This is a genomic window from Hymenobacter citatus, from assembly GCF_014333615.1.
In the GTDB taxonomy this organism is placed as follows: domain Bacteria; phylum Bacteroidota; class Bacteroidia; order Cytophagales; family Hymenobacteraceae; genus Hymenobacter; species Hymenobacter citatus.
On the sequence record NZ_JACSCY010000003.1, the window covers coordinates 409,804 to 430,687 of the forward strand.

The following is a 20,884-nucleotide window of genomic DNA, read 5'->3' on the forward strand; positions in this document are numbered from 1 at the left end:
ATTTCACAACCTCACAACTTCACCATTCACTCCATCGGCTGGATAAATACGTGCTTGATGTGGGGCAATTGCTGCTGCACGGCCGCCTGCACGCGCACCACAGCAGCCGCTACCTCCTGCGCCGACTGCTCCGGCTGGAACCGCACGCGCACTACTACCAACAACTCCTCCGGCCCTAAGTAGCTGGAAAGCGGTTCTTCAGCCGCCACAACGGCTTTATCTTCACGCACCACTTCGGTTACGTGGTGCAGCACGTCGGCCTCGGCGGGTTCGCCCATCAGCAGACTTTTGGTTTCGCGTAGCAGCAGGCCCGCCACAATCAATAGAATAACGCCGATGCCGAGTGAGGCTACCCCATCGAGGGCGGGCATGTTGAGCGTGTGGCTGAGGTAGACACCTAGGAAGGCCACTGACAGGCCCAGCAAGTCGGCTGCATCTTCGAACAGCACGACGAAGGTGCCGGGGTCTTTGCTGCTGTGGAAGGCCCGCCAGAACCCTACCCCGCGGCGCTGGGCATTGAAGGTGCGACGGGCCAGCAGAAACGAGCCGCCATCGAGCAGAAAGGCAATGCCCAGCACCCAGTAGTTCCAGGTAGGGTCGCTGAGGGGCTCGGGGTGGCGCAGGTGCTCCACGCCCTCGTAGAGCGATACGCCGCCGCCAATCCCGAAGATGCACACCGACACCACAAAGGCCCAGAAGTACAGCTCGCGGCCGTAACCAAACGGCCGGCGCGCATCGGCGGGGCGCTGGCTGCGGCTCAGGCCCAGCAGCAGCAGCCACTCATTGATGGTATCGACCAGGGAGTGAATGCCTTCCGACAGCATGGCCGAGCTGCCGGTGAAGTAAGAGGCCACAAACTTGACGACGGCAATGGCCAGATTGGCCGCTAGTGCTCCAAAAATGGCGATTTTGGAAGACGGCTGCTCAGGCGCCGCCGACTCGGGAGTAGTGGAATTCACGCGGGAGAGGAGAATAGAACGTGGAAATGGCTATACGCAAAGGATAGCCGGGTGGCTGCCAACTGCTTGCCGTTGCAACAGTAGCCGGACTTTTGAGGTATAGGGTAGCAACCTTTTCCTGATTTCCTTTACCTCCTTCAGCATGGAAGATTTAGCCAAACTAACAGACCTCGGCAAACCCCGTGTGGTGATAGTAGGAGGCGGTTTTGCCGGTCTGGAGTTAGCCAAGCAGCTCCGCGACGTGCCCGTGCAGGTGGTGCTCATCGATAAGCAGAACTACCATAACTTCCAGCCTCTGCTTTACCAGGTAGCCACGGCGGGCCTCGATGCCAGTGATATTGTATCGCCCTTCCGCAAGATCCTGGGGCGGCAGAAAAACTTCTACTTCCGCATGGCAGAGGTGCAGTCGGTGGACGCTGAGGCCCATATGCTCCAGACCTCTATCGGCCTGATCAATTACGATTATCTGGTTATCGCAACGGGCTCTACCACCAACTACTTCGGCGACGAGCAAATGGAGGCGAATGCTATTGCTATCAAGTCGATAGAAGATGCCATTGAGCTGCGCAACACGGTGCTGGCTAATTTCGAGAAGGCCCTGCAAATGGGCGACGCCGAGCAGATGAATAGCCTGCTGGATTTCGTGATTGTGGGCGGTGGCCCTACCGGCGTGGAAGTGGCCGGCGCCCTCAGCGAATTGCGCAAGCACGTATTTCCGTGCGACTACAAGGAGCTGGATTTCAAGCAAATGGACATTCACTTAATCCAGAGCGGGCCGGTACTGCTGAAAGGGATGTCGGCGGAGGCTTCGCAGAAATCCTTGGAATACCTGGAGGAGTATGGCGTGAAGGTGGTGCTGAATAGCCGGGTGAAGTCCTACGATGGCTACACTGTGACACTCAGCACCGGCGAGACACTGATTACACGCACACTTATTTGGGCGGCCGGCGTAACGGGCGCCCCCATACCCGGCCTGCGCCCCGAGGCTTTGCTGAAAGGCAATCGATATAAGGTAGACCAATACAGCCGCGTAGAAGGCTATACTAATGTATTTGCCCTCGGCGACATTGCCTCTATGCAAACCCCGGAGTTTCCGGAAGGCCACCCCATGGTGGCGCAGCCCGCCCTGCAACAAGGCCGCCAGCTGGGCCACAACATCCCCCGCCTGCTGAACGGCCACCCCCTGGAGCCTTTCCGCTACGACGACAAAGGCGCCATGGCCACTGTGGGCCGCAACCGTGCCGTGGCCGACCTGAAGCTACCCGGCGGCAAAGACTACCGCACGCAAGGCCTACTGGCTTGGTTGATGTGGACGTTTATTCACGTCATTTCGCTGGTGAGCTTCCGCAACCGCTTTGCCGTGTTGCTCAACTGGACCTGGAGCTATTTCAGCTACGACAAAGGCGACCGGTCTATCATTGGCAAAGCCAAGGACCCGTTGCGCGTGAAAATAAAGCCCCCGGTAGAGCAAATGGTTACCGAACCGCTGAAGGATTAGAGAAATGGTGAAGTGGTGAGATGGTGAAATGGTGAGTGGTGAGTGGTGAAGTGGTGAGTGGTGAGTGGTGAAGTGGTGAGTTTTCTGTTCGGGATAATATAAACAGAAAACTCACCACTTCACCACTCACCATCTCACCATCTCACCACTTCCGGGGCGGGCTGCGGCGCGGGATTGGGGGTACCGTCGGGTAGCACGCGGGGCCAGCCGTTTTCGTACACCACCCGGCTCAGTAGCATGACGCGGCGGGAGTAGCCTTGCTCGTCGTTGATGGCATCGAAGGTAGGCTGCTGCGGGTCGATGGCGTGGTAGGCCAGCCAGTCCTGGCCGGCCGCGTCGGTGATGAGGCAGTTGTGGCCGGGCGCGTGCCAGTGCGCGTTTCCTACCAGAATGGTGCTATCGGGGCGGCCAGTGGCTTGCGCCAGGGTTTCGAAGGGGCCAGTGGCGTGGCGGGCGCGGGCTACCATCACACCGTAGTGGGCATCGGGGCCGCAGCAGTTGTTGCCGGAGTAGAACAGGTAGTACCACTCATTGCGCAGCACCACCCAGCTACCCTCAATCAGGTGCTGGTACTCGTCGGCACCGCCGGCTGCTTCGGGCTGCACCAGTTCTACCGCTTGGCTGTTTGGTGCGAACGACAGCCGGTCGGGCCCCAGCTCCTGCACGCGCAGCGGCCCAAAGCCGGAGCCCCAGTACAACAGGCGCTGGCCGGTAGCGGGGTCGTCGAAGGCCATGGGGTCGATGTGCTCGAAGCCCGTTTCGCCGCAGTGCAGCGGCTCGCCTTTGTCTATAAACGGCCCGGCCGGGTGCTCGGCGGTAGCTACGGCCAGGCACAGGCCGCCCCCGTTGTTGGGTTGGGCCGAGTAGTAGAGGTAGTAGCGGCCGTCGGCCTCGCTCACGTGCGGCGCCCACAACCGCTGGGTAGCATCAGCCCAGCGGGGTTTGTGAGGTAGGGCCTCCCCCAGCCACTCCCAGTGCACCAAATCCTGCGAGCGGGCCACTTGCAGGTTGATAATCACCCCGTCGCGCTTGGTCTGGGTGCCATAGGCGTAGTATAAGCCGTCTGCCGCCCGAATAATAGTAGGGTCCGGAAAATCGTCGTCGAGGATAGGGTTAGTGTAAGTAGGCATGGTGAGGTGGTGAGTGGTGAGATGGTGAAGTGGTGAGTGGTGAGTGGTGAAATGGTGAGGTAAAAACGTGTGTCATCCTTTATCTGACGTCCGCCTGCGAAGGACCTTCTCACGTAAACACGAGTCGTTGATACGACAATCGTTCTAACGTAAGAAGGTCCTTCGCAGGCGGACGTCAGATAAAGGATGACACACGTTTTTACCTCACCATTTCACCACTCACCATCTCACCATTTCACCATCTCACAACTTCCCCTTTGCCTCCGAACAGTGGGAGTCGAGCCAGGCAATGGCTGCCCGCTCCTCCAGGAAGCGCCCTATCTGGTAGGGCAGGGTATCGAAGTAGGATAGCGGCAAAAGGGACGTATCTGCTTCCAGCACCTGCAAATGCACGGGCGCCAGCAGAAAAGCCAGAAACACCCGGCCTTGCAGTCGGTTTGCCAGTTGCGGATAAAACACTTCCATCATCCACGGAATACCACTCTGGTTGGTATGGTCGCGGCGGCGGGCGTCGATCAGCCAGCGCACGCAGCCCTGCGAAGCCGCGGCATTCAACATTAGGTTGTAGCCGTGCTGCATCTCTGCCACGCAAGGGTGGCGCATCCATCGGGCCACCAGCAGGTCCAGATCGGCCCGATACGTCAGGTCCAGGTAATCCGGCGACGGTAACTTATCCATAGGCAAAGAGCAAAGAAGATAGTGCAGTATAGTAGCAGCCGCCAGGACACCAAAAATGCGGCCAACAGCACTATTCTAAGCCAATCCCTACCCTAAAACACCTCCCCCACGTTGAACGTCAGCGCCCGCGAGCCATCGAACCCAAAGCCATAATCAATGGCCAGGTTGGTGCGCGAGAGCTTGTTCATGGCCACGCGCAGCCCTACCCCCACGGCGGGCACCACCTTCTCGAACTGGTTGCTAACGGGCTCCGATATGGTTTGCGCATTGCCGAACGCCACGCCGCCCAGCAGCCGGTTGCGCGTGATACGAAACCGATACTCAGCCTCGGCATACAGCATGTCTTTGCCCCGAAAGCGCCCCTGAATAAAGCCCCGACCGGTGTTGTTGTAGGTGTCCCAGCCGGTGCTGGGCAGGTCGAGGTAGGGCGGCGTGCCCTGCAGCGTGATGCTGTTGTACGACCACAGGGCCAGTGTATTGCCGGAGCCCTCGCGCAGACGCAGGTAGCGGCGGGCTTCCAGCAGCAGGGTCTGGTAGGTGACGGTGCTACCCAGCAGCTTCAGGTTGGGCCGGTAGAGCAGGTTTACATAAGCGCCGCCCGGTTGGGGATTGATGGCGTTGCCACGCGAGTCGTAGAGCAGGTTCAGGGCCGCCCCCGACGACACCGACGAGCCCATGACGCCCCGCTCGTAGCCCGAAATGCGCACTACCTCCTGCCCGTCGCTGGTGCTTTCGATGCCCCAATGATAATCGAGCTGGTAGCCCAGGCCGCCGTAGAAGTTGGGCAAGATGCGGCGCAGCATGGTTTGGTAGATGCGCAGGTAGTCGAACTCCATATTCACCACGCCGCGGCGGGTGCTGGTGCGGGTGCCCAGGCCGTAGGTGTTTTGGGGGTAGTGCATCAGGCGCCAGTCGCCAATCCAGTTGATGCGGTTGCCGGGCGTCCAGATAGAGGAAGTGGCCGTCAGAATCACCTGCTTGTTCTGCGTTACGGCCAGGGCCGACACCAGCGTGGATATGTTGGCGTTGGGCTTCTGATATGCCACGTTGCCGGCCACTTGCAGCAGCCCGCGGGTTTGCAGCGTGTAGCTGACCACGGGAATGATGGACACGAAGCGGTGGCCGCTTTCCAGCGTCATGGTGCTGTCGCGGACGCCGGGGCGCAGGCGCGGGAAGAAGTAGGTGAGCACGTCGCCCAGGTCGCGTCGGTCGTCGTCGGAGGTGGCCGCAGAGGGAGCAGCAGATTGCTGCCGCAGCGTATCCGCTGTTTGGGCACGCGCTGGGGCCACCCCGGCCAGCAACAGTCCACTCAACACCCACCACCAGCCCGAAAACAACGGCAAACCCATACGGCAAAAACAAACAAAAACTACGCCTTACGCTCGTGCTTGCGCAGCGCTTCGTCCCATCAACCGCGCCGCTACCCGAAAGTTATGTGCCACCCAAGACGGCGGGGCAGACATTACTTTTTGGCAGATCCTCGTACACACCCCTTGTATCCTGTCATCCATTTCACCTGCTACCCTATGTCTTTCACCAATGAGCTATTGAACACCGTGCTGCGCGAAGCCGGTCGGGAAGTGTCGCGCAAGGAATTTCTGAACCTGGCGGGCCGCGGCCTGGCCGTGGGCGTGGCGGCCGGCACCCTGGCCAGCTGCCAAGACAAGCCGTCGGAGGCCACTGGCGGCGGTGCCGCGGCGGCTACTGTGCCCACCACCGGCACGCCGGCCTCGCAGGTAGACGCCTCTACCACCTACACTGCTCCCGACGGACAGAAAATTCCGTCGTCGGAGGCCGTGTCGCCGCCTGCCAAGGTGCCCGCCGATGTGGAAAAGCCCATTGAGCTGGAAGCCTGGAAATCGGACGTCGACCCCCAGTCCGGCCCTACCCCTACCCCCCTGCCGCCCGACCGCCGGGTAGGGTACGCGCTGGTGGGCCTGGGCCACCTCACGCTGGAAGAGCTGCTGCCCGCGTTTGGGGAGTGCAAGAAATCGAAGCCGGTGGCCTTGGTGAGCGGCTCGCCCGAGAAGCTGAAAAAGGTGGCCGCGCAGTACGGCATCAAGCCCGAAAGCTGCTACAGCTACGAGAACTACGAGAAGCTGAAGGACAATCCCGAGGTGCAGGCCATCTACATTGTGCTGCCCAACTCCATGCACGCCGAGTACGTGATTCGGGGCGCGCAAACCGGCAAGCACATCCTTTGCGAGAAGCCCATGGCCACCTCGCCCGAGGAGTGCCAGGCCATGATTGATGCCTGCAACAAGGCCAAAGTGAAGCTGATGATTGCCTACCGTATTCAGTATGAGCCTTATAATAGAATGGTGCGCGACATGATCCGCGACAAGAAATATGGCGAGGTGCAGTACATACAAGCCCAAAACAGCCAAAGCTCGGCCAACCCCGACCACTGGCGCCACAAAAAAGCCCTGGCCGGCGGCGGTGCCCTCCCCGATATTGGCCTGTACTGCCTGAACACCTCGCGCTTCCTGCTGGGCACCGAGCCCACCGAGGTGTTTGCCTACAGTTACAGCACGCCCGGCAACCCGTTGTTTAAAGAGGTAGAGGAAATGATGTCGTTCCAATTGCGCTTCCCTAACGGCGTAGTCGTCGACAACATCACGCACTACAACACCCACGACTCGCGCTTCTATCGCGTGAACACCAAGCGCGGCTGGCTGCACCTGAACAATGCCTACGCCTACACCGGGCAGCAGCTGCAAACCTCGCACGCCGAGGGCAAGGCCAAGATGGAAAACCACATCACCATACCGGCCAAAAACCAGTTTGCCGCCGAAATGGACCACTTCTCGGAGTGCATTCTGGACAATAAAAAGCCTCACACGCCCGGCGAAGAAGGCTTGCAGGACCACCGCATTATGGCCGCCATCTACCAGTCGGCCCGCGAGGGTAGGCCCGTGAAGCTGGCTCCTGTGCAGGGTACCGACGTCTTTCGGGGCCCCGAGCCCAAGGAGGCGTAGGGCAGGGTTGAAGTATGGTAATGGCGCGGGGCTGTGCCTCGCGCCATGTTGGGCCGAGCTGATTATCGGCATTTGCCTACTGGCCGTGCTCTGCTGAGGCTCGTGGTCGAATAGCCAGAAGATAGCCTCCTGCCATTAGTTGCCCATCATCCTGTTTTACCGCGACTACGTGCTAGGCATTGTACTGTAAGCTGACAGTGGCAGTGCGGCTGGGCAGCTAATTAATGCACAGGGCGGTGAGGTGTGGTACACGGCCAAATCGTTGGGGAATAAGCCATCCTGTATAGGCTACTTAGTTGGTAAGTCACCACAAAACATATCCTTCTCATCACAGTACTATCAACAGCGAATAATCATGCTAAATATTTGATAAATACCTGATTGTAGGTATTGCCAAGGCCTCCGTAATACTGGAATTTTAACCATTCCACTGTTGGCAGCAGCCTCTGCTGCTTGCTCAAACTAGCGCCTTCGTTTCTACCTTCCATCCCTAACCAGTCAGGTGGTTATGGCTATTCCTTCCCTTTCCGTTTTGGTGGCGGCTACGCCTTCTTTGCAGCGCCATGGGCTGCTGGCCACCCTGCACGAAGCTTGGCCAGGCCTCACCACCGACACCACCGCCGATGCCAGCCAGCTAACGTACTTGGTGCGGCAGCACAACTACGCCCTGGCCATTATAGATGGCCTCTTGCCTGGCCTGCGGCTGCCCGAGCATTTGCTACCGCTGTGGCCTCGGTTGCCAGTATTGTTGCTCACGGGTAGCCGCCTGCCCGCTGCGGTGCGGCAACAGCTGTTGCAGGCCGGTACGGTGGCGCTACTCCCCTACCATACTACGCCTGCCCACATCATAGAAGCGGTGGAGCGGCTGCTGCGCGACCCGCGCAGTGCGCTGCTCACTACCCCCTTGGCTGCTCGTCGGGCCGCGGCGCCCGCCACGGCCTTCAGCCGCCGGGAGTTGGAGGTGCTGCGGCTGGTAGTAGCCGACTGCTGCAACCAGGAAATTGCCGACCGCCTGTACCTAAGCGTGCGCACCGTGGAAAGCCACCGCCGGGCCCTGTTGCAGAAAGCCGGCGCCAAAACGCTGGTGGGCCTGGTGGTGCAAGCCGTGCGCGAGGGCTGGGTGGCCGTGGCCTGATGTTGAGGTACTGCATCTCCAAGGGTCGTTTCTTGGGGTGAGCCTGTTGCGAGTAGCGTTTTTGCCAGGTAGCGCCTACCTTCCGGCGTTTCACGCTCGCTTTTGCCTTCATGCTTCCCCACAACCTGCACGCTACCATTCTGCTCATTCTGGGCCTGTTGCTGGCCATGCTCCTACTCGTGATGCTGGGGCAGAAGCTGCGCATCTCCTACCCCATCTTTCTGGTGCTGGCTGGCCTGGCACTCAGCTTTGTGCCGGGGCTGCCGCGCGTGGTCATCGACCCCGACCTTATTTTCCTGATTTTCCTACCCCCTTTGCTCTACCAGGCTGCTTGGGAAACCTCCTGGAAGGACTTCTGGCGCTGGAAACGGCCCATTATCCTGCTGGCGCTGGGGCTGGTGTTCTTCACCTCTACCCTGGTGGCCTACGCCTCGCGCCGCCTGATTCCGGGCTTTACGCTGCCGCTGGGCTTTTTACTGGGCGGCATCATCTCCCCGCCCGATGCCGTAGCGGCTACCTCTGTGTTGCGGGGCGTGCAGGTGCCCAAGCGCATCACCAGCATTCTGGAAGGCGAAAGCCTCATCAACGATGCCAGCAGCCTGATTGTGTTTCGGTTCGCCCTGGCTACGGTGGTATCGGGCACGTTTGTGTGGCAGGAGGCTATTAGCAGCTTCTTGCTGGTGAGTGGGATGGGCATTGTGATAGGGCTGGCGCTGGCTCATGGTTTCTACCTCATGCACCGCTACCTGCCTACCACGCCCAGCATCAACACCGTCCTCACCTTTATTGCGCCCTACGGCATGTATCTGGTGGCCGAGGAGTTTCACTTTTCGGGTGTGCTGGCCGTGGTGAGCGGGGGGCTGTTGATGTCGTTTCGCTCGCACCGGGTGTTCGATGCCGATACGCGCCTGCAGGCCAACAGCGTGTGGGCCAGCGTGGGCTTTGCGCTCAATGGTCTGGTGTTTATCCTGATTGGGCTGGAGCTGCCCCAGGTAGTGGAGGGACTGGGTTCCTATTCCCTGCCCCAGGCCATCACCTACGGTCTGCTCATTAGCGCGTTGGTGATGCTGATTCGGTTGCTGTGGATGTTTCCGGCGGCGTTTGTACCGCGCTGGCTGAGTGCCAGCATCCGCACTACCGAAGCCAGCCCCGGCTGGCAGGGGCCCGTGGTGATTGGCTGGGCTGGCATGCGCGGCGTGGTGTCGCTGGCCTCGGCGCTATCGGTGCCCCTGCTGCTGACGGATGGGCAGGCGTTTCCGCAACGCAACCTGATTCTGTTTATCACCTTCGTCGTGATTCTGGTAACGCTGGTATTTCAGGGCCTCACCCTACCCCTGGTCATCCGCCTGAGCGGCGTGGGCCAGCTTGAAGAACACATACCCGCCGAGGAGCAGGAGGCCGGCATTCGGCTGCGCCTGCGCCGCGTGGCCCTCCACTACATGGCCCAGCACTACGCCGCCGATGTGCAGCACAACGAGCTGATTCGGGCCTTGCAGCAGCGCATGCAGGCCGAAGCCCAGCGCACCGGCAACCTGCTCGAAGCCCTCGACTACGACGAAACCAAGCGCCAAGCCCTGCAACGCTACCACCAGGTACTGTTGCAAGTACTGCACGTGCAGCGCGAGGAGCTGTTTGTGTTGCGCCGCGAGGATGTGTTCGACGAGGAGATGCTGCGCCACCAGGAGGCCCAGCTCGATCTGGATGAGGCCAAAATCAGCCACATGCCGCACTAAGATGGGGTAATTAGGCTGTCGATGCGATAGGGAAGTTGATCAATAGGTAGGCGCGGTGTAGAGACGCATACTTGCGTCTCGTCGTTGCTGATGTTGTTTGATAGAACGGTACTGACGCGAGTTATTCAACGATGAGACGCAAGGATGCGTCTCTACACCGCGCAGTACTGTCGTGCTTGCGCGACTTACAAAACAGGCGCTTTTATTTCTGCGCCTTCTGCGGGCTATACACGCCTGTACCACGCGCCACCTAAAATTCAGTAGTGACACGGTAAAATCCGGTGTCGGAAACAGCCAGTTTTGGAGCAAGCATGACGGCGGGCAGGCTGAAGAAGGACTGATAGCCGCACAGGTACCTATAGCGGCGGCACACCGCACATGCCGCTAAACTTTTATCGTGGTTCATCATGATTGCAGGGCCATCTACCACGGAGTTCGGTAGCAGCTAACAGCAATAGACAGCCCGCTGGCTCAGCTTATCAGGTACGCGTTGTCTGTCGGGCGCATCGGCGCATCCGGCACTATGTATATACTTTATAAAGTAACGTGTCATGGATGTAGCAACCGAATTATCTACGCGCCTTGCGGGCTACGTGGGCTTGGTGCAGGATGTGCTGGCGCTCTTATCTGACAATGAGCGCACGGCCCTCAATCTTACTACGTCCAGATTCCAACGCCCCGACTTGCTCGCGCTCCGCCTACCCCAGGATGCAGGTCCGTTGCGGGTGCATTTGCTGGCCATCCTGGGTGCCTACCCCGGCCTGCTAACGGGCGCCCTAGAAATGGCAGCCCCCGACCAGCACCTAAGCCTTGCCGACAAACACCACCACGATACTCCCAAAACGCGGCAGCTGCAACAAGACCATCTGCTTGCCTTTGTGGCGCAGGTGGAGCGGCTACTAACCCACGTGTTGCTACCCCATCGGGATTTCCTCCGCGACAGCCTTGCCAAAAAGGCCGGTATGGCCGGGCTATCGGCCACGGCCGCCTCACCACCGCCCGACCACTGGCGCTATGCTATTCGGGCGCTGCTGTATGCGAATCCCGAAATCAGGGTGGCTGTGCTCGATGCCCTGGCGCCGTATGAGCCTATTTTGGTTGCCAAAGCCCGGCAAGTGCTGGAGCAGCGCAAAGCTGTGGGTCCAGAAGGGAGAAGAAGGCTGCTCACCGACGACCGATACCGCGACAAGGTGCTTGGTGCGGGCAAAAGCTCCCTACCCTTTGAGGTGGTGTTTCGGTGTGAGCTGAAGGAAGTAGAGGCCCGCCGCAATGCCCGGCCAGAAAACCGCCACTATCAGACCCCGACCCTACCCGAATCGTTCGACGCCTGGCAGCGGGCCGACGGGCTGGGCCTGTGCGGCCTGGCTTTCTCGGGCGGCGGCATCCGGTCGGCTACCTTCAACCTGGGCATTTTGCAGGGCCTGGCCGGCAAGGGCTGGCTGCCGCGGGTCGACTACCTCTCCACGGTCTCGGGCGGGAGCTACCTGGGGGCGTGGTTTTCGGCGTGGGTGAAGCGCGCCGGCTCCCTCGACAAGGTAGTAGACCGCCTGTGCCCCGACCTTACCCCCGAGCCCCGTGCCGAAGAAGTGCGCCCTATTCGCTGGCTGCGCATGTACAGCAACTACCTCGCGCCCAATCCCAGCATCATGTCGCAGGACTCCTGGACCATGGGCCTCACCTGGCTGCGCAATGCGCTACTGAATCAGTTGATACTCGTGCTGGCCCTGGGAGCGGTAGTAGCGCTGAGCATTGCCCTACAACAGTTGTGGCGCGGCCCCACAGGCTGGACGCAGCAGCCCAGCGGCTGGTCTGCGCTGCTCACGGTGCTCACGCTGGGCGCGGGCCTGGCGGGCGGCTTTGGCATGAGCATGTACAAGGCCGGTCACCGCTGGCCGCCCCGGCTGCGCGTGCGGCGGCTGGTAACGCTCACACTGCTGCTGAGCATGGTGGGGGCCTTTCTGGCCAGCGCCCTTATGGTGCACTGGCTGCCGCCTACCCTCGCCCCCCCGGCCCTACGCTGGACGGCCTACTGGCCGGTAGGCGCCTGGGTGGTGGCCACCCTGTTTGGCGTGCTCCTGCTTATTGCCGTCATCGGGCGCTACGACCGTTGCTTCTACAACGTAGAAGACCAACTGCCTCGCAAGCGTTGGAAAAAGCGGCTTGCCTGGGTCTGGATTGGCTTTTGGAGCCTGCTGGCGGCGGTGGTGGGGCTGGTAGCCTTGCTGGCGGTGTGGCACGGGCTGTTCACGCTGTTTCATTACTCACTTTCGCCTAGTCCTGAGCAGCAGCCCGGCATAGGATCGTTCGACTACTTTGCGCGGGCTACCGATACGCTGTTTTACCAAGTGCTGCGGCAACGGGTGGCGCCGTTTACCCCGCTGTACATGGATCTGGCTTTTCTGCTGGGGCTGCCGCTGGTGCTGGAAGCGCTGGCCGTAACGGTTATCGCCCGCATGGCGCTGCTGGGCCGCAACTTCCCCGACGAGCGGCGCGAGTGGTGGGGGCGCCTGGGGGCCGTCATCAACCTGACGGCCGTGCTGTGGCTGGTGGTGGTAGGCAGTACTTTCGTGGGGCCCTACCTGTTCGAGGTTATCCAGAACAGCCTAGCCGCCAAGGTGGCCGCCACTGGTTGGGCAGCCTTGGTGGCAGCCGCAGTGCGCTGGGCGTATAGTGCCCGCACCCCCGCCCAACCCGACCAGCCCGGCGCCAGCTCCTGGGTAGACACCCTGCTAAGCGTAGGCCCCTACGCCTTTGGGCTGGGCCTGCTGCTGCTGATTGCAGCGCTGGTAAAAACGTTGCTGGTACAGGTGGAGTGGGTCATTGCCGATGAGGCCCTGCGGGCGTTTGCGCTGGCCGGCGTGCTGGGCGCAGTGGCCTTGCTCCTGGCCTGGCGCATCGATGTCAATGAGTTTTCGTTGCACCACTTCTACCGCAACCGCCTCACGCGCGCCTACCTGGGGGCCTCGCGCAGGCGCTCCGAGCGCGCCCACACCGCCAACCCCTTCACCAGCTTCGACCGACTAGACGACCTCAAGCTGTGTCGCCTGCGCCGACACGACCCACTCCAATTCGACAAGCCCTATGACGCGCCCTACCTGATCATCAACGCCGCGCTGAATGCCACTGTGGTAACGGACCTGGCCCGTCAGGACCGTAAGGCCGAGTCCTTCGTGTTCACGCCCCACTACTGCGGCTTCGATTTCACGAGCCTGCGGGCCGTGAACCCTACCGTGCCGTCGGCCGACTTTGGCTACCGCCCTACCCGCCAATACGCCTACCCCGAGGGCAACGGCCCGGCGCTGGGCACAGCCCTTACCATATCCGGGGCGGCTGCCAACCCCAACTGCGGGTACAGCTCGTCGCCGGCTTCGGCTTTCCTGCTCACGCTGTTCAACATCCGGCTGGGGTGGTGGATGGGTAACCCCTGGCGGGAAGATACCTGGCGCCACTCGGGCCCGCGCCTGGGCCTGCTCTACCTGCTGAAAGACCTGGTGGGCCGCTCCGGCACCGACGACCGGTACGTGAACCTCTCCGACGGCGGCCACTTCGACAACATGGGCGTGTATGAGCTGGTGCGCCGCCGCTGCCGCTTCGTTATTGTGGGCGACGGCGAGGAGGACCACCTGTTTTCGTGCGAGGGGCTGGCCAACGCCATCCGCCGCTGTCGGGTGGATTTTGGGGTGGAAATAGACTTAGACGTGACGCCCATCACCAACCGCACCAACCGGGTTTCCAAGCGCCATTATGCCATCGGCACCATCAGCTACCCCGAAGACCCACCGCGCCAGCCCTCGGGGCGCATCCTCTACCTCAAGTCGTCGCTGACGGGCAACGAGCCGACCGACATACGCGAGTACGCCGAGAAAAACGCCGATTTCCCGCACCAGTCCACGGCCGACCAATTCTTCAATGAGTCGCAGTTTGAGAGCTACCGGCGGCTGGGGCTGCACCTGGTAGAGGAATTGAACCGCCACGTACCGCTTGCCCTCGGGCCCACCCGCTCGCTGGCGGCCGTGTTCGATCAGCTCCAGCAGACCGTAGCGCCCCCGCCGTCTCAGAAGTCGGTTACCAAGCACCGTATTCACACACACGCCAACCATCACTACCACTATGCCCATTACCGCTACCTACGAAATCAAACCGGGCGACACACTGGCTAAAGTCGCGGCCAAGTACAAGCTGACGCTTAGCACCCTGCTGGCAGCCAACCCGCAAATCACCAACCCAAACGTTGTAGTGGTGGGGCAGCTGCTGGTTATTCCGAGCCGCGTGCCCGACCCCGCCCCTACCCTTACCAACTACGACGGCCTCACGCCCGCGCCCGGCACCATTGAAATCAACGCGGCCAAGCTCATTCACCCGCCCCTGACCAACGAAGAAGCGGCCCGCACGGCCACCGTGTATACCGAAGTTATCGACCAGTTTGCCGTGGGCAAAAATCCACGCTACCGCCCCCGCGACGGCAACACCTATTGCAATATCTTTCTCTGGGATGTGACCCGCGCCATGCACTGCGAAATTCCGCACTGGGTGAATGCGCAGGGCAATCCGGCCGAGCCGTTTCAGGCCGGCGCCAGTGAGATGAATGTGAATGGCACGCTCACGTGGCTCACCAACCAGGGCACCCGACACTTTGGCTGGAAGCCCACCGACGCGGCCGATGCTCAGCGCTGCGCCAACGAGGGCCACCCGGCCGTGGCGCTCTGGCGCAATCCCACTGGCGGCCACGGCCACACGGCCGTGGTGCGCCCTGGCGCGTTGCTGGCTGGTCGTGGTGCGGCTATTGCGCAGGCCGGGCGCCTCTGCTTCAACCTGGGCCACATCAAAGACGGCTTCGGCAACCTGACCCCAAAGTTCTACGTGCATGGATGATGAGCCGACCACCACGTATTGGTAGAGCACGTGCTGCTCTTACTCGTCATGTTGAGCGCAGCGGAGCGGAGTCGAAACATCTCGCGTGCTCCCGGTAATTTCCTGACGATTAGGATTAGCGTAGCACGCGAGATGTTTCGACTCCGCTCAACATGACGGGCAACGAAAAACCTAGACCCCAAGACCCTAAGCCCCCAAGACCCCACTATGGCTACCCTTCTCCAACCCGATACCGTATTTGAGCCCTCGGCCGTGCTGGGGCAGCAGGCGCTGCTGGGTAACCTCAGCCGGGAGGTGCTACCCATTACCACCCAGGCCGTGCGCATGAGCCTGAAGTCGGTGTTCATCAACCGGATTCGGGAGTTGGGGAGAGGCGAGATTCAGGTGATTAGTGTGGTGACGGATGGCGTATCGGCAGAGCCGATTCAGCTGTGCTCGGAGGTGTACCGAAACGTCAGAAGGCGCACAACCCTACCCATTGGCCCCGGCGGTATCACGCTCTACCGCACCCAGGCCGAGGGCAAAATCCCGCCCTTTCTGGACTACCGCATCTTGGTGATGGAGCTGGACGATGACGCCCGTCAGGCCGGCGACCTGCTGGACCAGGTGCGCCAGGACAGCCAGTTTCAGAGCTTCCGCGACTCGCTGTTGCAGGTAACTACTTTCACGGCGCCGCAGATTGCCCTCATTGGCGCTGCCACCGACTTCACCCTCAACATCATTGCCAAGCTCCTGAAAGCCAACAAAGACGATCAGCTGTATCTGCTGCGCGGCTCCTTCGACAACGCCTTCGACGACCTGGGTGTGGGCTTTGGTGAAATAACCCAGGGCAACCGCAACGTGACGGTGAAGTACCAGGTGGAAGCGGTGTAGGAAAGGAACAGAAACGCCCGGTATGCCGTGAGCTCCCAGACTACTTTCCTATCCGTGCGCCGGCTGCCGAATGGCCGCTACCGCACGAGCGACAGGCTAAAATTCAGTGTTGGTACGGTACGAGTGGACCGAAGGACATAGTAGATTTAATACATTGAACAGTAGTTGTTTAGCACACAGCTGGCGCATGTTCTGAATCAAGTATTTTTCTATTTCCATCAAACCCATTTTTGTCATGGCTCCAGGCAACGTAGTACTAGAATGGAACAACATTTACCTTGACCTCGTCCGGAAGATTGGCGGTGCTCCTGGTCCACTCTCCCGCATTGGTGCGCTCATGCACTTGGCTATGTATGAGGCAGTAACCCGGCTTACGGCTACTTCTCCCTACCCCAGGCACTTGCGGGATTCGGACATTAAAGATCCGAAAACCAATCAGGTAGTGATGCCGGGCAATGCAGTAGCCAACACAACCGCTGCCTACGCGGCTTGCCACATTCTGACCAAAGCCGTGGAAGTGTATGTGTCAGCATCTAAGCGGGCCCAAGGGGAAGTGCTAAACCCTTTTGATCCGTTTCAGGTAAGACCCGGTGCTGATTCCTCCTCGCCCGCCCTGGAAGTACACACCACAGATGCCAACGCGCAGGCTTCTGAGGCGTATGGAAAAGCCATTGCCTACGCGCTGCTTGCCAAATACAACCCCGCCGAGGGGCTAAGCCCGGCAGTGACCCTCAAACCTGATCAAAAAGGAGAATGGCGCGATACCGGCTCTGGCCCGGCTCTTACGCCTAACTGGGGTGAAGTTGATCTGTTTCTGCTCCCTCCTCCCGTGCAAGACTACCTGCCAACGGTCATTCCGAATGATTTGAACAACTACGAAGATTTACTGGAGTCTTCGATGTATGCAATGCAGCTGGCAGAGGTAAAGCTACTTGGCGAAGCGAATTCCACAGCGCGTACCCGCGAACAAACCGAAATAGCCATTTTCTGGGCCAACGACCTCAACGGTACCTCCAAGCCTCCCGGACAGCTTTATACCATTACCCAGACGGTAGCCCAGCAGCAGGGCACGCTCGTGGATGTGCAAAACTCCAGCGGCAACCCTACCGGCAATGGGCTACTCGAAACGGCCCGGCTGTTTGCCATGGTGGGCACGGCCATGGTAAACGCCTCCATCGTAGCCTGGAAAGCCAAGTATTTCTGGCCCAACAAAAACCAGCCTCTACGCTTGTGGCGCCCCGAAACGGCCATTCAACGAGCCAACGAAGATGGCAACCCCAGCACCGCCGCCGATGCCACCTGGCAGCCCCTCTCGGCGATGCTCAGCGGCATGCGCTTTTCGCCCAACTTTCCGGCGTACGTTTCGGGCCACTCCACTTTTGCCGCTGCTCATGCCGCCGCCATGCGGGCCTTCTTCGGCCGCGATACGATTGCCTTTACCGCTACCACCGAAGATCCGCACGCCCTACGCGACGAAAACGGCATCCGCCGTACCCGCCGCTTCAGCTCCTTTACGCAGGCAGCGCTCGAAAACGGCCGTAGCCGCGTGTACTTAGGCGTGCACTACCAATTTGATGCGAATGGCGGTTATGAGATAGGCACCTTGGTAGGAGAGCATACCGCCGATTTGTTTGAGGCCACTGTTCAGACGCCTGCCCCCTCCGTTATGGCTTAGCCCCATAGCAGAACGAAAACCGGCGCGCCACGCAACGAAGGAGTTGTTTGGCGCGCCGGTTTTATAAAGTAATCTACCGGTCCGCTAGCCCATTTCTGTTTTACGTGTAATCTGTTTCCCTATGGAAGCCAACCTCGCTTTTCCTGACAATGCCGTAACCGATGTAGCGCGGCAACCCACGTCATCGGTTACTCGTCCTGCGGTAGATGCCATTATGTGGTGGCTGCCAGTTGCCTCGGCAGTGCTTGTCGCCGCAACCATCTACCTGTTGCAAGAAGCCAAACCAGCCAATTACAGCTTCAAGGACACTGCCGCCGCACTAGGCTTTATCACGGCTGCTGCGCTGGGTATTGAGCGTTTCATTGAAACCCTCTGGACCATTGTCGGCAACACAAAGCTGGGTGCTTACTGGCCTTTCAATGTAGTGACTGACCAGATAGAAAGCATGACTGCCGACCTGACCAAGGCGCTGCTACCCTTCCAGGAAGCCGCTGATAAAGCGCTGCTTGAAGGCAAAGCACAACTAACCGAAGTGGAGGCCGCAGCCAAGGACGCCAAGAATAAAATTACGAAACTGACGGCGCAGCTTCAGGAGCTGCACAAGCTGGCGCCCGGCAACCAACGCCGCCAGCTACTTTCCGCTACCGTATCGCAGCAGGTGAATGTTCTGCAAGCCACGTACGGCACGTTACTGCCCGATTTCAATCACGCGGCCGCCGTTGCCAATGCCTCTATCGATGGTTTGCAGAACTTCCTGGCTACGTTTAAAGACAACTCCGGTCGGCGCCTGATTAGCCTTTGCTTTGGCGCATTGCTGGGCCTCGGCCTGGCCGCCGCTTTCCGCCTCGATTTGTTCAGTGCCGTGCTCAATGCAACAACAGACGAATCGAATAGTATTATCTCCCCCCTTGCCGCTGCCGTTCGCGTGGTGCTCACCGGCTTGATTATCGGCCTGGGCTCCAACCCCACCCACGAGGTTATTCGGGCTGTGCAGGTCTTTAAGGAGCGCAAGAAGGGATTAAGTATCGCCCAACCTGATCAGCCTTTTACCCCTGCGCCATAGAATTAGTAGCCTTCCACCGCTCCGTGAGCAATAGTTATCGGTTGTGTGGCACGCATGGGCGTCCTGCTACGTGCCCTTCTCTACACTCTGCGCCGGCAAGCAGATGTGCTACCGGTAGCAATAGCTTCGTGGCGGCGCTGCTACTCAGCAGCAGGCTCCTGCAGCATCTGTTGTCGAATGGCCTGGGCGCCAGCCGTTGGTTGGTAACGGAAGCGCGTTGCGGAAACTAGCGCAGTAGCAATGTCTGACGCACCACCTCGCGGGCGGCGGGGTCTTACAAAAGCGTCCACAGCTCGGCATCCAGCATGGCGTAAGCTACGGGCAAAACGGACGATAAATGCTAAGACATTGCTCGATAGGCTTGTTTAGTGCTTCGTGGCTTCTCCGGATAAAGCAATTCCAAGTACCCTGAAGCTACAAGCCTAGTCAAATATCTATCCCTTATACTAGTTGTACTTCGCCCTATTATTTCAGCTAATTGCCTTGCTGTTAAATACCTCCCCTCACATAGCTTAAGAATGATATTGTCTATAACATTTTGCCTTGGCTGCCCTTCTCTAGCTACACGAGCTATATCTAGTAAGATGTTGTACTCTAATTGAGGTATGCTACCTGCTTTTTGAGGTATGTTAGAACTAGTTTGAGGTATGTCTTTTTCAATTTGAGGTATGCCTTTTTCAATTTGAGGTATGTCTTCAACATTATGGGGTATGTTGTATACTTGATTAAAGAGGGGGAGTTGACCCAAGCCTGGGATCTTGTAGTCTCGATATATAATCTCAGGTTTTCCTTCTCCCAGCCGATAACTTGTCCATCGTCCTGCTAACTTTTGCTCAAGAAAACCGGCTTTTACCAGACGTACCAATAGTTTGGTCAAATCAGCAGAGTGTAGCTCCATCTGTTTGCTTAAAAAGCTATTTGTTACGCTTTCATAGTGCCAAGCACAAACTAAAACATAGCGTTCATGTGCATCGAGCTGCTGAAAAGCTTCGCCGTAACGCTTGTTAAGTTCCTGGACGGCTTCAGCAGGAATAAGGCTTATCAAGCGCATATCTAACTCCACAGCTTCTAATGTAGCATGATCAGATAAGCTAGGTTGCAACCACGACTGTTCTTTCCATGCTTGTAGAATTGTTGAGAAGCCTGTTCCTGCCCGATCAGCTACGCCAATCAGCTGAAACATCTTCTGGACTGAACGATTACGACAGTCACTAGTACCTCCGCGATAAATTTCTTCTGAAGAGATTCGTAACAATCCAGGGTTGCGAAAGCTAAATCGTCCTGGCTGCTTAATAATGCGGATAGGCACACTACCGCTATAATCAGAATGAACAAGCGTATTGACCAAAGCCTCTCTAAGGGCTTTGTGTACATCTGTTTCGTCTACGCGTCTGTCTTCTATTAATTTGAATGGCACTTTTAAATCAGCAACTAACTTCGGATAGACGCGCCGATAAAAGTCATAGAGGTTACCTGACCATGATGCGTCGGGGGTTACTCTGTCAAGCCAACGTGATACTCCAGGTGCCTGCTCCTGATAATCTGGGCCATAATGAGGCACTTGTTGAGCAATTGTATGCTGCTCGCCAAACATGAGCAGCCCTGCCAAAGTCAAGCATCCCTGGCCACTAATGCGGTCGATATGCCAGCCGCCTAAGCATTCCAAAAACTTTTCGTCGGAATAACTATTCCATCGATGTCCAGGACGACGCTGAGCAAACTCAGTACGATAGCCCCTGAGCGTATCCAGATCAAGGTCAGCTAATCCGTACCCAAACAACGCTCTGTCGTCCAAAGTGTCGTGCTGAGCTTCACCAAGCATACGCTTAACTAGGTTCTCAGGGCAGCGGTAGTCACCTTCGTGCTGTCGGCGAAATGTACCAGTTAATACGTCTGTACCTACGTACACTGGACGGTCTTGACGCCGGGCACGTGGTACGCGTACCAACACCACTGCTCCGTGCCCATGCACTGTTATTATTGATACATTTTCATTATTCAGCAGATTATGGCTAATAATTTTTCTGTTGTTCAGACCATTCCATAACTCCTTTTGTAAACGTTCTGGCTCCGGTACGCCCTTAACATCTAGACTATGGTCAGTCAGCTCTTTTACTCCTAGCGCTATAACGCCCCCATCAGTATTGGGAAAAGCACTATATGTCTCCCAAAAGGTTTGCGGCAAAGTTCCTTTCCCATCTCGTCCCAGAGCGACTTTAGCTTCAAAATCTACTCCCTCTCGAAATTCCTCTAATTCTAGCAGGGTCATTAGCTGTCAGTTTATTCAGCA

Annotated in this window: 14 protein-coding genes; 9 read left to right on the forward strand and 5 right to left on the reverse strand. The window is 58.7% G+C overall.

Annotation, left to right across the window (positions count from 1 at the left end):
- Nucleotides 1-26: 26 nt before the first annotated feature.
- Nucleotides 27-959 carry a cation diffusion facilitator family transporter gene (locus H8B15_RS05900; protein ID WP_187318746.1) on the reverse strand — a complete coding sequence of 311 codons (933 nt, stop codon included), beginning with the start codon at nt 957-959 and terminating at the stop codon, nt 27-29.
- A 142-nt stretch (nt 960-1,101) separates the two neighbouring features.
- Between H8B15_RS05900 and H8B15_RS05905 the strand changes: the two genes are divergently transcribed.
- Nucleotides 1,102-2,457 (forward strand): NAD(P)/FAD-dependent oxidoreductase, encoded by a 1,356-nt coding sequence (locus tag H8B15_RS05905; RefSeq protein WP_187318747.1) that lies wholly within the window; start codon nt 1,102-1,104, stop codon nt 2,455-2,457.
- A gap of 134 nt (nt 2,458-2,591) precedes the next feature.
- Here the strand turns inward: H8B15_RS05905 and H8B15_RS05910 are convergent, their stop codons facing one another.
- From H8B15_RS05910 to H8B15_RS05920, 3 genes are all read right to left on the reverse strand, one after another.
- A complete protein-coding gene (locus tag H8B15_RS05910; protein WP_187318748.1) occupies nt 2,592-3,587 on the reverse strand; it encodes a glycoside hydrolase family 43 protein in 996 nt (331 codons plus the stop codon).
- Nucleotides 3,588-3,830: 243 nt separating this feature from the next.
- A complete protein-coding gene (locus tag H8B15_RS05915) occupies nt 3,831-4,265 on the reverse strand; it encodes a hypothetical protein (RefSeq protein ID WP_187318749.1) in 435 nt (144 codons plus the stop codon).
- Between the two features lie 92 nt (nt 4,266-4,357).
- Nucleotides 4,358-5,614 (reverse strand): BamA/TamA family outer membrane protein, encoded by a 1,257-nt coding sequence (locus tag H8B15_RS05920; protein WP_187318750.1) that lies wholly within the window; start codon nt 5,612-5,614, stop codon nt 4,358-4,360.
- A gap of 177 nt (nt 5,615-5,791) precedes the next feature.
- Between H8B15_RS05920 and H8B15_RS05925 the strand changes: the two genes are divergently transcribed.
- From H8B15_RS05925 to H8B15_RS05960, 8 genes are all read left to right on the forward strand, one after another.
- Nucleotides 5,792-7,243, forward strand: a complete 1,452-nt coding sequence (locus H8B15_RS05925) for a Gfo/Idh/MocA family protein (protein ID WP_187318751.1) — start codon at nt 5,792-5,794, stop codon at nt 7,241-7,243.
- A gap of 508 nt (nt 7,244-7,751) precedes the next feature.
- Nucleotides 7,752-8,378: a LuxR C-terminal-related transcriptional regulator gene (locus tag H8B15_RS05930; protein WP_187318752.1), complete on the forward strand. Its 627-nt coding sequence runs from the start codon at nt 7,752-7,754 to the stop codon at nt 8,376-8,378.
- A 110-nt stretch (nt 8,379-8,488) separates the two neighbouring features.
- On the forward strand, nt 8,489-10,111 hold the full coding sequence (locus H8B15_RS05935; protein WP_187318753.1) for a Na+/H+ antiporter: 1,623 nt from the start codon (nt 8,489-8,491) through the stop codon (nt 10,109-10,111).
- 551 nt (nt 10,112-10,662) lie between these two features.
- Nucleotides 10,663-14,271, forward strand: a complete 3,609-nt coding sequence (locus tag H8B15_RS05940; RefSeq protein WP_187318754.1) for a patatin-like phospholipase family protein — start codon at nt 10,663-10,665, stop codon at nt 14,269-14,271.
- Nucleotides 14,222-14,983 carry a LysM peptidoglycan-binding domain-containing protein gene (locus tag H8B15_RS05945; protein WP_187318755.1) on the forward strand — a complete coding sequence of 254 codons (762 nt, stop codon included), beginning with the start codon at nt 14,222-14,224 and terminating at the stop codon, nt 14,981-14,983. The genes H8B15_RS05940 and H8B15_RS05945 overlap by 50 nt, the downstream gene beginning before the upstream one ends.
- Before the next feature lie 207 nt (nt 14,984-15,190).
- A complete protein-coding gene (locus H8B15_RS05950; protein WP_187318756.1) occupies nt 15,191-15,856 on the forward strand; it encodes a hypothetical protein in 666 nt (221 codons plus the stop codon).
- A gap of 235 nt (nt 15,857-16,091) precedes the next feature.
- Nucleotides 16,092-17,531, forward strand: a complete 1,440-nt coding sequence (locus tag H8B15_RS05955) for a vanadium-dependent haloperoxidase (RefSeq protein WP_187318757.1) — start codon at nt 16,092-16,094, stop codon at nt 17,529-17,531.
- 121 nt (nt 17,532-17,652) lie between these two features.
- Nucleotides 17,653-18,594 carry a hypothetical protein gene (locus tag H8B15_RS05960; protein ID WP_187318758.1) on the forward strand — a complete coding sequence of 314 codons (942 nt, stop codon included), beginning with the start codon at nt 17,653-17,655 and terminating at the stop codon, nt 18,592-18,594.
- A 340-nt stretch (nt 18,595-18,934) separates the two neighbouring features.
- Here the strand turns inward: H8B15_RS05960 and H8B15_RS05965 are convergent, their stop codons facing one another.
- Nucleotides 18,935-20,863 (reverse strand): ATP-binding protein, encoded by a 1,929-nt coding sequence (locus H8B15_RS05965; RefSeq protein WP_187318759.1) that lies wholly within the window; start codon nt 20,861-20,863, stop codon nt 18,935-18,937.
- Nucleotides 20,864-20,884: the final 21 nt, after the last annotated feature.

Bases quoted from the DNA above. Each gene is read 5' to 3' on its own strand.
- H8B15_RS05905 (WP_187318747.1), top strand. From the start codon at position 1,102: ATGGAAGATTTAGCCAAACTAACAGACCTCGGCAAACCCCGTGTGGTG.
- H8B15_RS05910 (WP_187318748.1), bottom strand. From the start codon at position 3,587: ATGCCTACTTACACTAACCCTATCCTCGACGACGATTTTCCGGACCCT.
- H8B15_RS05915 (WP_187318749.1), bottom strand. From the start codon at position 4,265: ATGGATAAGTTACCGTCGCCGGATTACCTGGACCTGACGTATCGGGCC.
- H8B15_RS05920 (WP_187318750.1), bottom strand. From the start codon at position 5,614: ATGGGTTTGCCGTTGTTTTCGGGCTGGTGGTGGGTGTTGAGTGGACTG.
- H8B15_RS05925 (WP_187318751.1), top strand. From the start codon at position 5,792: ATGTCTTTCACCAATGAGCTATTGAACACCGTGCTGCGCGAAGCCGGT.
- H8B15_RS05930 (WP_187318752.1), top strand. From the start codon at position 7,752: ATGGCTATTCCTTCCCTTTCCGTTTTGGTGGCGGCTACGCCTTCTTTG.
- H8B15_RS05935 (WP_187318753.1), top strand. From the start codon at position 8,489: ATGCTTCCCCACAACCTGCACGCTACCATTCTGCTCATTCTGGGCCTG.
- H8B15_RS05940 (WP_187318754.1), top strand. From the start codon at position 10,663: ATGGATGTAGCAACCGAATTATCTACGCGCCTTGCGGGCTACGTGGGC.
- H8B15_RS05945 (WP_187318755.1), top strand. From the start codon at position 14,222: ATGCCCATTACCGCTACCTACGAAATCAAACCGGGCGACACACTGGCT.
- H8B15_RS05950 (WP_187318756.1), top strand. From the start codon at position 15,191: ATGGCTACCCTTCTCCAACCCGATACCGTATTTGAGCCCTCGGCCGTG.
- H8B15_RS05955 (WP_187318757.1), top strand. From the start codon at position 16,092: ATGGCTCCAGGCAACGTAGTACTAGAATGGAACAACATTTACCTTGAC.
- H8B15_RS05960 (WP_187318758.1), top strand. From the start codon at position 17,653: ATGGAAGCCAACCTCGCTTTTCCTGACAATGCCGTAACCGATGTAGCG.
- H8B15_RS05965 (WP_187318759.1), bottom strand. From the start codon at position 20,863: ATGACCCTGCTAGAATTAGAGGAATTTCGAGAGGGAGTAGATTTTGAA.